Genomic DNA, 14,604 nt, shown 5'->3' with positions numbered 1-14,604 from the left:
AGAGTACGGACAAGGGCGCGGCGGGTGGTGGCGGGGCCGGATCGCGGCCCCGCCTGATGCTGCTCGACGGGCACTCGATGGCCTACCGGGCGTTCTACGCGCTGCCCGTGGAGAACTTCAACACCTCCACCGGCCAGCCGACCAACGCGGTGTACGGCTTCGCCTCGATGCTCGCCAACACCGTCCGGGACGAGGCGCCCACCCACCTCGCGGTCGCCTTCGACCTCTCCCGCCAGACCTTCCGCTCGGTCGAGTTCCCCGACTACAAGGCCAACCGGGCCAAGACGCCGGACGAGTTCCGCAGCCAGATCGGGCTGATCGGCGAGCTGCTCGACGCGATGCACGTACCGCGGCTGACCGCCGAGGGCTTCGAGGCGGACGACATCATCGCCACCCTGGCCACCGCCGCCGAGGCGGCCGGCTACGACGTCGACATCGTCACCGGCGACCGCGACTCGCTCCAGCTGGTCACCGAGCACATCACCGTGCTCTACCCGACCAAGGGCGTCTCCGAGCTGACCCGCTACACCCCGGAGAAGGTCGCCGAGAAGTACGGCGTCACCCCCCGCCAGTACCCCGACCTCGCCGCCCTGCGCGGCGACCCGTCCGACAACCTGCCCGGTATCCCCGGCGTCGGCGAGAAGACTGCCGCCAAGTGGGTCAACCAGTTCGGCTCCTTCGACGAACTCGTCGCCCGCGCCGACGAGGTCAAGGGCAAGATCGGCGAGAAGCTGCGCGAGCACCTCGACTCGGTCAAGCGCAACCGCGTCCTGACCGAGCTGGTCCGGGACGTCGAACTCCCGCTCGGCGTGGCCGACCTGGCCCGCGCGCCGTTCGACGGCCCGGCCGTCACCGCACTCATGGAGACGCTGGAGTTCCGCAACGCCAACTTCCGCGACCGCGTCCACGGCATCGACCCGGCCGCCGCCGAGCCCGAGGCCGCCGAACTCGCCCCCGGCGTCGAGGTCGACGGCGAACTCCTCACCGACCCGGGCACCCTCGCCGCCTGGCTGCGCGAGCACGCCGCGGACAAGACCCCGGTCGCGCTGGCCGCCGTCTACCGCTGGGCGCTCGGCGCCGGCGAGGTCTCCGAGGTCGCGCTCGCCGCCGGAGAGACGGCCGCCTGGTTCGACCCGGCGCTGCTCGCCGAGGAGGACGAGCGCGCCTTCGCCGCCTGGCTGGCCGACCCGGCCGCCCCCAAGGCCCTGCACATCGCCAAGCAGGTCATGCGGGCCTTCGCCGAGCGCGGCTGGAGCATCGAGGGTGTCGTCGCCGACACCGCCCTCGCCGCCTACCTGGAGAAGCCCGGCCGCCGCACCTTCACCCTGGAGGTGCTCGCCGAGGAGTACCTGGCCCGCTCGCTCACCCCGGCCCCGGCCGCCGAGTCCGGCCAACTCGCCTTCGACGCCCCGGAGGAGGACCCGACCGCCGGCGCCCAGGCGCTGATGCTCCAGGCCCGCGCCGTGCTCGACCTCGCCGCGCTGTTCGACACCCGGCTCGCCGAGGTCGGCGCCACCGGGCTGCTGCGCGACATGGAGCTGCCGATCGCCGCGCTGCTCGCCCGGATGGAGCGCACCGGCATCGCCGCCGACCGCGACTGGCTCACCGGCCTGGAGGCGCAGTTCGCCGCCGAGATCCAGCGCGTGGTCGAGGAGGCGCACGCCGCCGCCGGCCACGAGTTCAACCTCGGCTCGCCCAAGCAGCTCCAGGAGATCCTCTTCGGCGAGCTGGCGCTGCCCAAGACCAAGAAGATCAAGACCGGGTACACCACCGACGCCGACGCGCTGACCTGGCTCGCCACCCAGACCGACAACGAGCTGCCGGTGATCCTGCTGCGCCACCGCGACCAGGCCAAGCTGCGCACCACCGTCGAGGGCCTGCTCAAGACGGTCTCCCCGGCCGGGCGGATCCACACCACCTTCAACCAGATGGTCGCCGCCACCGGCCGGCTCTCCTCGCAGGACCCGAACCTGCAGAACATCCCGGTCCGCACCGAGGAGGGCCGGATGATCCGCCGGGCCTTCGTGGTCGGCGAGGGCTACGAGTCGCTGCTCACCGCCGACTACTCGCAGATCGAGCTGCGGATCATGGCCCACCTCTCCGAGGACGAGGCGCTGATCGAGGCCTTCGCCACCGGTGAGGACCTCCACACCACCGTCGCCTCCCAGGTCTTCGAGGTCCCCGGCGGCTCCGTCGACGCCGAGATGCGCCGCAAGATCAAGGCGATGTCCTACGGCCTCGCCTACGGCCTGTCCGCCTACGGGCTCTCCCAGCAGCTCGGCATCAAGCCGGCCGAGGCGCAGGGCCTGATGGACACCTACTTCGAGCGCTTCGGCGGCGTGCGCGACTACCTGCACCGGGTGGTCGAGGAGGCCCGAGCCACCGGCTACACCGAGACCCTGCTCGGCCGCCGCCGCTACCTGCCGGACCTCAACAGCGACAACCGCCAGCGTCGCGAGATGGCCGAGCGGATGGCGCTCAACGCCCCGATCCAGGGCTCGGCCGCCGACATCGTCAAGATCGCCATGCTGCGGGTGGACGAGGCGCTGCGCACGGCGGGCCTGACCTCCCGGATGCTGCTCCAGGTGCACGACGAAATCGTGCTGGAGCTGGCCCCGGGCGAGCGCGAGCCGGTCGAGGCGGTCGTCCGCGAGCAGATGGCCGGCGCCTACCCGCTGCGGGCCCCGCTGGACGTCTCGGTCGGCGTCGGCGTCAACTGGGAGGTCGCTGCACACTGACGCTGCGTCAATAGGCCCCGGGCGAAGCTTTTTCGAGGCGGTGCCCGGGGCCTTTCCGGCACGGGGGAGCGGTTCTACCCTGGCGGGTATGCCTGCCGATGAGGTGCTCCGCCCCGGCCGTGACGGGGCCACCGTCGACCTCGTGTTCGAGCCGGGCGGGGGCTCCTGGCCCGCCGCCGCGCTCCTGGTGGTGCGCGCCCTCGCCATGCTGCTCGCCCTGGGCGTCGTCTTCCTCCCCGCCGGGATCCTGGTGGTGGCGGTCGCGGTGATCGTCGGCGCCACCTTGGTGGGCGCGGTGACCGTCTGCGGCGCGCTGTGGGCGGCCGCCGTGCTGCTCCTGTGGCCGTTCGCCGCGGTCGCCGAGTTGAGCTCGGTCCGCCGGGTGCAGTTCGCCCCGGCCGGGGCCCCGACCGAACTGCGGTTCGTCCGGGGTGCCCGCGCCGGGGCCTGGGCCCCGATCTCCGGCCTGCGACGGATCCAGTTGGACGAGTCCGTGGAGGAGCCCTACGAGGGCGACCCCGCGCCGGCCGTCCGCACCCTCGCCGTCACGGTGGTGACCTCGACCGGCGGCGAGGGCCCGCACAGTGCGCCGAAGGGGACCGACGTCGACGCGCTCCACCGTTCCCTGGAGGACCTGCTCGGCCCGGCCGGCGTCGCTGTCGTGCGTCGCACCGAGCGTCGCGTCCGCCCCGAGCCCCGCGTCCCCGCCGGTGGTTGGGTCTACGGCGGGTCGGGCTCGGCCAACTCCGGCGGGGGCTTCTCCGGCGGCGGGTGAGTCCGGGGCCGCCCGGCGAACGGCGCGGAAACTCCCTGCTGCGGGTGGCACGCCCACCCGCCGCTGCGCGAGCCGGCCGGGCCGCCCCCGCAGACGCCGCGCCCGTGGACGTCCGGCCCCTGTCGCCCTGCCGTCGCCCGCCGGAGCAGCGGTCCTGGGCCCGGCGGCGGGGTGCGGGCCGCCGGGCCGCCGTCCGCGTGCCCGGGAGTCCCAGGGGGATCCGCCGGGTTCCTCCGCTCTGTCGCGGTGGCCCTGGGGGGTTGATACCGGGTCAGCGAACCTCTTCACTTGTCATGGCGCCGCCGTCCTTGATCGTGTCCCTCGGTCGTGGGCGCGGCACCGTCCGCTCCACCGCTCCACCGCTCCGACGCCTCATCGCTCCGATGCTCCGACGCCTCACCCGACGAGTCTGGAGATCCCCTCATGTCCCAGTCCCGCCTGCGGCGCGCCGTTGTCGCGCTGACGGCCCTGCCCCTGCTCGCGCTCGGCGCGGGCCAGGCCGTGGCCGCCCCGGCCCCTGCTCCTGCCCCGGCCCCCGCCGCCGCCTCCAAGGTGACCGCGATCGAGGACGAGGTCGCCCGCACCCTGGCCGCCTCCCTCGCCGACCCCGCCCTGCGCGAGCGGCTGCGCACGGCGACCGCCGCCGCGCCCGCCGGCGCCGAACTCCCCCCGCTGGCCGCCGGACTGTCCGGCGCCACCGCCCGCGGGCTCGCCGCCACGACCGCCCGCGCGGACCGGGCGGTGGCCACCGCGAAGGGCCTCGGCGACCTCGGCCCGCTGCTGCGGGTCCAGCTGGCCGACCCGTCGATGCGGGCCGCCCTGGACGCCGGCGCCGCACCGCTGGTGGCGACCGCCGGCACCGACGAGCACGCCCGCACCGTCCGCGCCTACGACACCGCCGGCCGGGCCCGCGGCCTGGACGCCGCCACCCTGCCCACCCGCCCGGTCTACCTGGTCGACATCGACACGGCCAAGGCCCTGACCGCCGGGATGGACCTGCTCCAGCGGGAGCTGACCGCCCGCGGGATCGCCCCGGCCGCCCCGCAGGCCCCGTCCGCCGCCGGCTGGTGGGGCACCAAGATCACCTCGGTCGAGGTGAACGACGACGAGGAGCCCTGGTTCAAGGGCGCCGCCGAGATGTTCAGCCTGGTCTCCGGCTTCGGCCTGGACGGCAAGGTCCGGGTCGACTCCGTCGCCATGCCGTACCTCCAGTACGACGGCACGGTGTACTACCCGAACCAGATCCTGGTGAACTGGTCGAACTACAAGTACAACCTGGCCGACGTCGTCCTGATGGAGGACGACGGCGACACCAACTACCTGGCCCTCGCCCAGGCCGTCGCCGCAGTCCTGCTCACCATCGCCGACCAGGGCGCCTACATCCCGCTGGTCAACGCCGTGCTCGCGGCGCTGCCCTCCTCCTGGTGGACCGACGACCCGGACTACGTGGAGTCCTGGTACACCCTCGCCCGCACCAGCACCGGCCGCCTCAACGGCGCCCGCGGCAACGGCTGGATGACCGTCGAGCCGTACTGGGTCGGCCAGCTCTGACCGTCCCACGGGGCCGGGCCGGCGCAGCGCTTCGCCGCACTGCGCCGGTCCGGCCCGCAGTTGACCGACCCGTGTCACGGAGTCAGTTTCGTACTACCGTGGGCACGATGACCATGGAATCCACTTCGACCGACCGGCCCGTCTCCCTGCCCGAGGCGCCGACGCTCCAGGCCCGCAACTCCGCCGCCTTCTGGACCGCCACCGGCGTGAGCCGGGGACACGAGGTGATCCGGCGCCGCGGCTTCGTCGCCGTCGACGGCGACGAGCGCGCGGGCCAGCGGATCCTGATCCAGGAGCCCGACCTCGACCCGGGCGAGGTGGCCGAGGTGAGCGAACTGACCCGCCGGGCGGCGGGCGCGGTGACCGTCGAGGACCCGTTCAGCGCGACGGACCTGAGCCACCTGGGCATCCGCACCTGGCAGATGCCGATCATGCTGCGCCTGCCCGGACCCGTCGCCGCCCCGGCCCTGGACGTGACCCGGGTGGAGCGGTCCGAGGACCTCCGGGCGGCCGAGCAGGTCGTGATCGAGGCTTTCGACCTCGACGGCTTCCAGCCCTACCGCCCCGGCGAGCTCTTCCCGACGTCGCTGGTCGAACACCCGGGCGTGGACGTGTTCCTCGCCTCCGTCGACGGCGCGGTCGCGGGAGCCGGCCTGAGCGTCGCGGCCGACGGCGTCGCCAGCCACTACTGGATCGCCACCTCCTCCGCCTTCCGCTCCCGCGGCGTCGGCCGGGCCGTCATGCTCGGCGCCCTCGCCGACGTCGCGCACCTCCCGGCCACCCTCACCGCCTCGAAGCTGGGCCGGCCGCTGTACGAGTCCCTGGGGTACACGGTCGCGGCACCGTCGACCTGGTGGGCCACTCCCGCGGCGGACGCGTAGCGGTCGGGCCGTGGGGCCCGCCGGTGCCCGGGCGGCGCGGGAAGTCGGCCCGGCCGACTTCCCGCGCTCGGTGGGCGGCGCCCGGCCCCCGTACCGGCCCGGTCAGCCGATGGACTTGATGGCGCCCCAGCCGCCGTTGCCGACCTGGACGCTCGGGCCGTCGATCGGGCCGTGGATCGAGGTGCCGCCCTGATAGAACCTCAGGGTGCCGTCACCGGCGGTGGCCCACATGTCGGCGGTGCCGTTCCGGTCGGCGTCGGCGGCGCCGGCGATCAGGGGTCGGTAGGCGGTGGTGTACCCGTGGCCGTACTCGGTGCGGGAGCTGAAGGACTTCCCGTCGGGCTGGCCCATGTAGTGGTACAGGATGCCGTCCCGGGTGTCGCGGGCGAGGAGGTCGACCCGGCCGTCGTGATCGGCGTCGCCGGGGGCGCTCAGGTCCATGACGTCCCAGCCTGTGGTCCCGATGACGACGGGGGCGCCGACGGCCGGGGCGGTGCCGACGACGGCACCGGGGTAGCGGAAGAGCTTGTCGGTGTGCTGGACCACCAGGTCCGGCTTCCCGTCGTGGTCGGTGTCGCCGACCGCCACGACCTGGGCGGTGGTGGGCAATCCGCTCGCGATCTGGATCGGCGCGCCGAGGGTGCCGTCGCCGAGGTTCGGGTAGACACGGAGCTGGCTGCCGACCCGGGCGACGATGTCCTCCTTGCCGTCACCGGTCCAGTCGCCGCGGTGTGTCACGGAGGCCCCGGACCAGCCGCCCGCGCCGATGACGATGTGCGGGCCGAGGCCGCCGGTGCCGGTGCCGGGGTAGAGGCGCAGCTTGCCGGTGTCGTCGACCGCGACCAGGTCCGGCTTGCGGTCGCCGGTCATGTCGCCGGGTGCCGCGGGCACCGCGCTCCGGTCGAGCTGGATCCGCGGTGTGGTGCCACCGGTGTAGGCGATGGGTTTGCCGTCGTTCTTGAGCAGCGCTTCGAGCTGGTCGATGCTCAGGCCGGGGTAGGTCTGCCTCAGCACGGCGAGGGCCCCGGTGACGTGGGGGGCGGCCATGGAGGTGCCGTTCATCGATGCGTAGCCGCCGGGCACGGAGGAGACGATGCTCGTGCCGGGGGCGAGGAGGTCCAACAGCGCTCCGCGGTTGGAGAAGGCGGCGAGCTGGTCGTCGTCGGTGGTCGCACCCACCGTGATCGCGGAGGGGACGCAGCCGGGAGAGCTGACGGCATCGGGGTCGCCGCTGTTGCCGGCGGCGACGACCGTGGCGACGCCCGCGGCGCGCAGGGCGTCGATGACCGCCGCCAGGGGGTCGCGGGTGCAGGCCGCGGTCCAGTGACCGGCGCCCAGGCTCAGGTTGGCCGCGACCACGTCCGTCCCGGCTCGCTTCAGCGCGAGGACCTTCTCCAGACCCTTGAGCTGGGAGCTGGTGTAGCTGAGCACGCACGGGTTCGTCCCGGTCACCCAGCAGACCTCGTCGGAGCTGAACCTGGAGAACACCTGGACGGCGATGATGTCCGCCCCGGGCGCGACACCACGTACGGGTGCCCCGCTGGTGCCGGCGCCGTTGCCGGCGGCGATTCCGGCGACGTGGGTCCCGTGGGAGCACTCGGCGCCCAGGGAGGCGCACGGGCCGCTGCCGGCGTCGGCGCTGCCGTCGCCCTCCTGCTGGGCGGAGCCGTCGGGGCACAGGCTGGTGACGCCGGCGGCCTCGTCGTTGACGGAGAAGCACGCCTGGGTCTTCACACGGCCCGAGAGGAACGGGTGGTCGACGGCGACGCCGGTGTCCAGGATCGCGACGGCGGTGCCGGCGCCCGTCTTCCCGGCGGCGAAGGCCCGGTCACTGCCGATCTTGACGGTGGATTCGTTCAGCGTGGGCGGGACCGGGACGTCCTCGGTGACGCTGACGACCCCCGGCCGGGTGTTCAGCTTCCGGAGGCCTTCCTGGCCCACGCGGAGGGTGACCATCGGCAGGGTGTCGTACGAGACGAGGGTCGGGCCCGCGTCGGTGGCGGAGGCCAGGTCGGTCCGCCGGTCGGTGACGACGTTGACGCGGACGGTGCGGCCGTTGCGGGTGCTGTCGAACAGCGGGGGATCGACCGGTCCGGCCTCTTCGGCGGAGGCGGAGGCGGAGGCGGGGACGTGGGAGGGGGCTGCTTCGGACAGGGGGCTGATGCCCACCGGTATCGCGGTGAGCACTGCGGCCGCCGCTGCGGCGACGACCAGGCTGCGTGTACGTGGGTTCACTCACTGCTCCATAGACCAAGGACGGGGCGGGGACGGGGGCGGAGGGGTTCCGCCGCCCGGCCCCGTTGCGACCGGGCACATCCGATCCGGCCCGTGCGCGGGAGCGCCGCCGGAAGGGGACGGCGCGCTACCTCGTCGCGTTGGCGCCGTTCTTCGGATTGCCGTGGTTGCTCACGGCCTTGTAGTAGGTCCACGCGTAGGCGTAGCACTTCGGCCGCCGCAGGACGAAGTAGTGGTTGCAGCTCTGGTTCTTCATCGTGCTGTAGAAGGCGTTCTCGACGTTCGACTTCTTGTTCCGGTCGAGGTAGTACGGGTAGTTCTTGTACGTGTTGCCGATGAGGCCGTAGCCGTAGTCGTGCATGTCGCACGCCGGCCGGAAGTCGAAGCCGCCCGGCCTGCTGATGTTGGGTCCGGGGGTGGTGCAGCCGTCGTGGTTGATGCCCATGACCCGGAAGCCGGTCGGCGTGTACTTGTAGGTCGGGGCGTGCCAGCCGTAGTGCGCGACCCAGGACGCGCAGCCCCGCTTGAGGTACCACATCCAGTCCGTCGCGCCCGAGCAGTAGCGGGGGTTGGCCTGGGTGTCGGTGAACTCCCCGGTGGTGAAGTCCGCCGCCGGCGGGCCGCTCGCGGCGGGGTCGGTGATCCCGGCCGCGCCCTCCAGCGGCGCATCCGCGGCCGGACGCGCGGCACCGACCGGGGCGGCGCTCGGCGAGGCCGATCCGGCGGGGAACGCCAGGTCCCAGGCGCCGTTGGCCGGTGACGTGACGGAGGAGATTCGTCCTGCGGCGTCGTAGGTGTACGAGGAGACGGTCTCGATGCCCGAGGCCGGGTCGGCCACCGAACGGAGCTTCCCGGAGGCGTCGTAGGAATACCGGGCGAGCGCCTGCACCGTGGCGCCGTCGGTGAGGGTGATCTCCCGGGCCCGGCCCGCGAATTCGCCCGGCGTGGAGGCCGTGGCGGTGGTGGTGGTCGAGTACGCGACCGTCAGCAGCCGGGAGGTGGTTTCCCCGGCTTCGGTGTCCTTGACGGTGGCGATCCGGCCCGCGTTGTCGTAGGTGACGGTGGAGAGGGCGCTGTCGGCGACGGTGCCCAGGCCGGTGACGCGCCAGCCGTCGGGTCCCGCGGCCACCTGCTTCCAGGTGTAGGTCGGTGTCAGCCGGTCGAGTTCGACCGGGGCGCCGGCATCGGTGTCGGCGCCGGCGGGCAGGTCCGTGTCCGGCACCGACCCGGTCATGGCCGACACCTCGGTGGCGGTGGACACCAGGGTGCCCGTCGACTCGTTGAACCGGGTCGTCTCGGTGAGGGTGTCACCCTCGGGAGTCGCGTACTTCCTGACCGAGCCCCCGCCCGGGTAGCTGAGGCTGCTCTTCAGTGCGTAGGTGACCGCGGCGTGCGCGCCGAGGTCGGTGACGACGACCGAGTCGCCCCGTTGCTCCAGCTTGCGGTTGAGCCGGCCACCCACGAACTCGGCCTCCCAGCCAGGGCCGAAGACCCCCATGTCCGCCCGGGCCGCAGGTGCGGACGACGGCATGGAGAGACCGTCCGGCTGGACGGTGACGGTGTGGCTGCGGCTCATCAGGCCCACCGCCACATCGGTCTCGTGGATCTCGAACGACTTGTCCGCGGTCGAATAGACACCGGGGCCGACCTGCTGGAGCTCGCCGTCCGCCGCCGGCGGTTCGACGGCCTCGGCCGTCAGGGCGGGTAAGGCGCCCGCGGGTGCGGCTCCGGCCGGGCCCTGCGGAAGCAGCAGGGACAAGGACACCGCGGCCAGCACGGGAAGCGCGCTTCTGCTGCGCACGAGTTCCCCTCTCGTGAAAAGGCGATCAGTGGTCCGAACGGACCGACGGGTCTCGGCCGGTCCGTTCGGCTGGTGCGCACATAGGAGGAGGGGAGGCCCGGAAAGGATTCTCGAAGCTGGGCCGGTCGCTGTACGAGTCGCTGGGGTACACGGTCGCGGCCCCCTCGACCTGGTGGGCCGCCTCCTGAGCCACAGCATGGTGCGCAGGAAGCCGGACCCGCCGACTTCCTGCGCGCGACCTGGCCGTCCGAGTACTGGGGTCAGATCGGAAGGTTCCAGCCCGGCCCGTGCTCGGTGCCGAGCCAGACCCGTTGCCCCGCCGCCGAGACGGTGATACCGAAGGCGACCTGGTGCGGCTCGCCCGCTTCCTGCCAGGTCTCGACGGCGGCTTCCACCTGGTCCCACAGGCGAAGCGGTCCGCGCTGGAACACAGTCCAGCCGCCCGCGGGGTCGGGCACGGTCCGGGCCTGCGAGCCGGTGGCCACGTCCGAGAGGATCTGCTGCGCTCCGCTTCCCATCCGTTCGGCGGAGGGCGCGGCGAGCTGTGCGATCCAGCTGCCGGTCCAGGTGTCGAGCTTCGCGGGGTCGATCCGGCTCGGGCGTCCCTCCCCGGGGAGCAGCGCCGGGGTCGGACGGGGAGGCCGGTCGTGAGGGCGGGCGATCATGAAGCTGGTAAAGCCGGGCAGGAACCGGCCGGTGGCCTCGCCGGGGCCGGTCACGTCGAGCAGCGCCAAGGCGTTGGCGTAGCTCCACCCGGACAGGGTGACGAGGATGCGGCCGCCCGGCGTGACCTGGTGGAGCCAGGCCATCGGCAGGTACCGGACCGAGCACGTCGCGATCAGCCGGTCGAAGGCGCCGCCGTCCGGGTCCCCGCCGAGGCCGTCGCCGGTGAGCAGGCGCGGTGCGTAGCCGGCCGCTCGGAGTGCGGTGGCGGCGCGCGCCGCCACGCGGGGGTCGCACTCGATGCTGGTGATGTTCCCGTCGCCGAGGCGGTGCGCGCCGAGGGCGGTCGAGTAGCCGGTTCCGGTGCCGACTTCGAGGACCCGGTGACCGGCCTCCGCGCCGAGCCGCTGCCACATGCCCAGCACGAGCGAGGGCAGGGTGGAGGACGACGAGGGCGCTCCGGTCACCGGCCGCTCCCCGGCGTCCTCGGGGTGGGTGCGGCCGTCGAGTTGGGTGACGAGGGTCCGGTCGGCGTAGACCCCCTCCAGCCACCCGGGATCACCGTGCCGCAGGGTCCGGTAGGTGGTCGGGTAGCTGCCGTCGATCGCGTCGAAGTAGGAGCCGGTGAACAGTTCGCGCGGCACGGCCGCGGCGGCCGCGGTCCACGCGGGATCGGCGAGCGTGCCGTTCTCGGTGAGCTGCTCGACGAGGGCGGCGCGCAGGATGGCGGAGGTGGTCACCGCTCGTGGCCTCTTTCCAGTCGGTCGGCGATCGCGTGCGCGATCCGATGGGTGGTCCCGGTCGGCTGCCATGCCCACTGCCCGTTCGGGTTGCACTCCAGGAAGTGCCACATGCCATCTGCGGTGACGGCGAAGTCGAAGGCACCGAAGGTCAGTCGAAAGGCGGCGAGGTAGCGGGTGATGGCCACGGCGACCGGGGCGGGGACGTCGATCGGTCTGCAGCGCATCCGGTCCTGGCGGCGTCGCCAGTCGAGGTCCGGGCTGTCGATGCGGATGCCGAAGAGCAGGTCTCCGACTGCGGCCACCCGGGTGTCGAACACTTTGGGAAGCCTGGCTTGGAACATGTGCGGGCACATCGTCACGGCCCCGGTGATCTCCCCGCCGCGGACTTCGCGGACCCAGACGGCCTGGGCCTGCCCGCCGACCGAGTACGAGGTGTGCCACACGGGCTTGTAGACCGTGCCGGCCGCGTGCTCGGCGGTGAACTCCCGCGCCTCGTTCTCGTCGTCGGTGATCATTGTGTGGGGCACCTGGAATCCGCAGCGTTGGGCTGCGGCGAGCTGGGACGGCTTGTACTCCGCCGCCCGGTTGTCCCAGGGGTGGTTCACGTAATGAGCTCCGGGGAGCGAGGCCAGGATGCCACCCGTCCCCCAGAAGCCCTGCGCGGCGGCGAACCGGCGGTCCTGGGTGTCGAGGCCGGGCGGACCCTCGTAGGGCGAGGGCCTGCGTACCCAGACGGACCGAACGGCCGTGAGGTCCAGTTCACGGCTGGACGTACGGAGGGTGCCTCGCTGACCGCCACTGTTGTAGGTGGCGGTCAGCGAGGCGCCCGCGTGCAGGTCGGTGCCGGGGTCGAGACGGACCACCGGTACCCGGCGGTCGGCGAGCACCCGCAGTACCGCATCCGCCGTCACATCGGAGGAGTTGGTCAGTACCAGCACCGACCCGCTTCGGTTGTCCATCAGCCGGAGCTCTGGTCCTGGTCGTAGGACTCGGTGACATCGCTGTCCGTGGCGCCGCCCGGCGTGGACCCGTCGCCGGGGCTCGTTTGGGTGGGCGTGACACCGCTGGTGCTGGTGCCGTGGCTCCCCAGTTCGACCGTCCGGCCGTTCTCGTCCACGATGACGGCGATCTGGGTATCGGGGTCGATCACGGGCGTGAACGCCGGGAGCGTGGCAGTGGCCGGGTAGGGCCTCATCCTGCCGGTGCCCCAGGGGGCGGGGGTCTGCGTCATGCGTCCTCCTTGATCGGGAGTGGGCGATTCCGATGCGGCGGCTACGGGGCGGGCGGGATCGGCAACTACGGTACGGAGAGGCATCGGACGACTCCCACGGAGTTGCGGATGGTTGCGGAGATTCACCCGAGGGCGTCGATCGCCGAGGCGATGAGGGCGCCGGCCTCCCGGCCGTAGACCGCGAACTCCTGCAGTTCGCGGAAGGTTTCGAGGTATTCGCCGACTTCGGGTGGGGTGGTGATCCGGACGCGTGCGGTGACCAGTTCGACCTCGACCACGCGGTCATCGGCGACATGGAAGGTCTCCACCGGCCAGATGGTCCGCTGCGTTGTGAAAGGGATGATGCCGAGGCTGACCCGGGGAAGCGCCTTGATCGAGAGCAGTCTGGCCAACTGGTCAGCCATGACAGAGGGCTCGGCGATCCGGTAGCGGAGGACGGACTCCTCGACCAGGCAGACGATGCGGTGGTTGCCCTCGTACATGGTCTCGGTGCTCCGCATCCGCTGGGCGACCGCCTGTTCCAGGTCGTCGGGCGAACTCGCCCGATCGGCGAAGCGGGAGAGGATCGCCGCGGCGTAGCCGGAGGTCTGGAGCATGCCGGGAACGACGTCCGAGGAGTAGAAGCGTAGAAGGCGCGAGTCTCGGTAGGAACGGGTGTAGGTCTCCTGGAGCTGTTGGAGGCCGGCGCGTTGGAGGCGCTTCCACTCCACGTACATCGACGCGACCGAACGCGAGGCCGCGATCAGTGCGGGGATGCGGTCCTCCGCTCCGCAGGCCGCACACCAGGCCCGGATGTCGCTGTCGGAGGGAGTCGATTCACCTTTCTGGATGCGGGTGGTCTTCGCCGGGTGCCAGCCGCACCGCGCGGACAGCTCACGGCCGGTGAGCCCCGCGTCCCTGCGCAGGTCCTGGAGCCTGTCGGCCAGAGCCTGACGGGCGGTTTGGGCAGCTGAGGACGGAGAAGAGGCCATGAACTGTCCGCGATGGTCCGAGTGGTCAGACGATGTACCGGTCGTGCGGGACGCCGCGCTCCCAGACGGTCTCGAATGCGGCGGAGGCCATCTTCACCACGGCCGGATCCTCGGTGTACTCGTGCCCGGCCCAATTGCCGTCGCCGGTGAACCAGTGGAAGAGAAGCAGGCGGTCGTCGATCAGCCACAGGTCATTGCCGGGCAGCGGGATGTCCGAGGCGAGGCGTCGGGGGAGCCACCGCACGTGCTCGCCCGCAGCGAGGTTCACCGGGGTCAGTGCGTGCTCCCACCGGATGTAGTCGGTCACCGGCTCCGACACGATCCGCGCCCGGCGCATCACCACGCCACGGCCGACGGTCTCTCGAACGAGTGGCACCCAGCCGGACCAGCCTTCGGAATCCGGGTCCAGATCGACCGAGCCGACCCGCTTGAACTCCTCGAACTCGGCTGCCTCGTCGGCGACGCCGTAGACGTCACGCATCTCCAGATGGACGGCCGTCCGCCGTGCTCCCTTCAACAGGGCGGAAAAGTCCGGCACGTTCTGCGTCATCGCACGCCTTTCGCAGGATCGGGATCATCCGCAGGGGGACGCGGACGACGGTTTCGTGCTCAGGGATGCCCCTCCCGTGGCCGGGCACCCACTCGGTCCCGTGGATGCGGGCCTCAAGAGCGGCGCCCGCCTTCCAACCCTGGATCACGAGCTCGTTCGCCTCGTCCTCGATCCATACGGTCGGCGAGCCTCCGGACTTGCTCTCGGGGTCGATCCCTGCAAAATCCAGCGCCATGGTGGTCTCCTGGGTCCGGCCGTGTCGAGGGTAGTCGTCGCGGTACACACGGTGAAGTCGGGGATGGGGCACGTCAACGGCGCACGGTCGCGCGAGAGGCGCGAATCGAGCGATCAAGGACTGCCTTCGATCCTGGGGCGGTGAGGTGTCGTGAGCAGGAAGTCGGATGGGTCGACTTCCCGCGCGGGGCTCGGACGGGGCCCTCTGGAGCGGGAATTCGAGGTCCTGGC

The 14,604-nt window shown here is 72.3% G+C and carries 12 protein-coding genes; 4 read left to right on the top strand and 8 right to left on the bottom strand.

What is annotated here, in order from left to right; genetic code table 11:
- Positions 1-56: 56 nt before the first annotated feature.
- From polA to BI06_RS27645, 4 genes are all read left to right on the top strand, one after another.
- A complete protein-coding gene (gene polA, locus BI06_RS27660; protein WP_078879570.1) occupies positions 57-2,738 on the top strand; it encodes a DNA polymerase I in 2,682 nt (893 codons plus the stop codon).
- Positions 2,739-2,826: 88 nt separating this feature from the next.
- A complete protein-coding gene (locus BI06_RS27655) occupies positions 2,827-3,513 on the top strand; it encodes a hypothetical protein (RefSeq protein ID WP_043472314.1) in 687 nt (228 codons plus the stop codon).
- A 423-nt stretch (positions 3,514-3,936) separates the two neighbouring features.
- Positions 3,937-5,064, top strand: a complete 1,128-nt coding sequence (locus BI06_RS27650) for a DUF3103 family protein (RefSeq protein WP_043472313.1) — start codon at positions 3,937-3,939, stop codon at positions 5,062-5,064.
- A 107-nt stretch (positions 5,065-5,171) separates the two neighbouring features.
- Complete coding sequence (locus tag BI06_RS27645; protein WP_043472311.1) at positions 5,172-5,945, top strand: GNAT family N-acetyltransferase; 774 nt, start codon at positions 5,172-5,174, stop codon at positions 5,943-5,945.
- Between the two features lie 102 nt (positions 5,946-6,047).
- On the opposite strand, the gene BI06_RS53865 is transcribed toward BI06_RS27645, so the two are convergent.
- From BI06_RS53865 to BI06_RS27605, 8 genes are all read right to left on the bottom strand, one after another.
- Positions 6,048-8,180: a S8 family serine peptidase gene (locus BI06_RS53865; protein WP_055731150.1), complete on the bottom strand. Its 2,133-nt coding sequence runs from the start codon at positions 8,178-8,180 to the stop codon at positions 6,048-6,050.
- Positions 8,181-8,307: 127 nt separating this feature from the next.
- Positions 8,308-9,981, bottom strand: a complete 1,674-nt coding sequence (locus BI06_RS27635; RefSeq protein ID WP_051741981.1) for a phospholipase A2 — start codon at positions 9,979-9,981, stop codon at positions 8,308-8,310.
- Positions 9,982-10,241: 260 nt separating this feature from the next.
- Complete coding sequence (gene tgmC / locus BI06_RS27630) at positions 10,242-11,384, bottom strand: ATP-grasp peptide maturase system methyltransferase (protein ID WP_043472309.1); 1,143 nt, start codon at positions 11,382-11,384, stop codon at positions 10,242-10,244.
- A complete protein-coding gene (gene tgmB / locus BI06_RS27625; RefSeq protein ID WP_043472307.1) occupies positions 11,381-12,346 on the bottom strand; it encodes an ATP-grasp ribosomal peptide maturase in 966 nt (321 codons plus the stop codon). Before tgmB ends, tgmC begins: the two co-directional genes overlap by 4 nt.
- Positions 12,346-12,618, bottom strand: coding sequence for a putative ATP-grasp-modified RiPP (gene tgmA / locus BI06_RS27620; RefSeq protein ID WP_043472305.1), 273 nt, complete (start codon positions 12,616-12,618; stop codon positions 12,346-12,348). Before tgmA ends, tgmB begins: the two co-directional genes overlap by 1 nt.
- 122 nt (positions 12,619-12,740) lie before the next feature.
- Positions 12,741-13,589, bottom strand: a complete 849-nt coding sequence (locus tag BI06_RS27615) for a helix-turn-helix transcriptional regulator (protein ID WP_043472304.1) — start codon at positions 13,587-13,589, stop codon at positions 12,741-12,743.
- A 25-nt stretch (positions 13,590-13,614) separates the two neighbouring features.
- Positions 13,615-14,139 (bottom strand): DUF6879 family protein, encoded by a 525-nt coding sequence (locus tag BI06_RS27610; protein WP_043472302.1) that lies wholly within the window; start codon positions 14,137-14,139, stop codon positions 13,615-13,617.
- Entirely contained in the window at positions 14,063-14,374 is a 312-nt protein-coding gene (locus BI06_RS27605; protein ID WP_043472300.1) for a hypothetical protein, read from the bottom strand. Before BI06_RS27605 ends, BI06_RS27610 begins: the two co-directional genes overlap by 77 nt.
- Between the last annotated feature and the right edge of the window lie 230 nt (positions 14,375-14,604).

The sequence above is a fragment of the Kitasatospora sp. MBT66 genome (assembly GCF_000710405.2).
Taxonomy (GTDB): Bacteria; Actinomycetota; Actinomycetes; order Streptomycetales; family Streptomycetaceae; genus Kitasatospora; species Kitasatospora purpeofusca.
The sequence above is the reverse complement of the archived record's forward strand: the minus strand, read 5'-3'. Positions and strand labels throughout refer to the sequence as shown.

What these genes read in the sequence shown, in the direction of transcription:
- polA (WP_078879570.1), top strand. Translation starts at nt 57, where the DNA reads ATGCTGCTCGACGGGCACTCGATGGCCTACCGGGCGTTCTACGCGCTG.
- BI06_RS27655 (WP_043472314.1), top strand. Translation starts at nt 2,827, where the DNA reads ATGCCTGCCGATGAGGTGCTCCGCCCCGGCCGTGACGGGGCCACCGTC.
- BI06_RS27650 (WP_043472313.1), top strand. Translation starts at nt 3,937, where the DNA reads ATGTCCCAGTCCCGCCTGCGGCGCGCCGTTGTCGCGCTGACGGCCCTG.
- BI06_RS27645 (WP_043472311.1), top strand. Translation starts at nt 5,172, where the DNA reads ATGACCATGGAATCCACTTCGACCGACCGGCCCGTCTCCCTGCCCGAG.
- tgmB (WP_043472307.1), bottom strand. Translation starts at nt 12,346, where the DNA reads ATGGACAACCGAAGCGGGTCGGTGCTGGTACTGACCAACTCCTCCGAT.
- tgmA (WP_043472305.1), bottom strand. Translation starts at nt 12,618, where the DNA reads ATGACGCAGACCCCCGCCCCCTGGGGCACCGGCAGGATGAGGCCCTAC.
- BI06_RS27615 (WP_043472304.1), bottom strand. Translation starts at nt 13,589, where the DNA reads ATGGCCTCTTCTCCGTCCTCAGCTGCCCAAACCGCCCGTCAGGCTCTG.
- BI06_RS27610 (WP_043472302.1), bottom strand. Translation starts at nt 14,139, where the DNA reads ATGACGCAGAACGTGCCGGACTTTTCCGCCCTGTTGAAGGGAGCACGG.
- BI06_RS27605 (WP_043472300.1), bottom strand. Translation starts at nt 14,374, where the DNA reads ATGGCGCTGGATTTTGCAGGGATCGACCCCGAGAGCAAGTCCGGAGGC.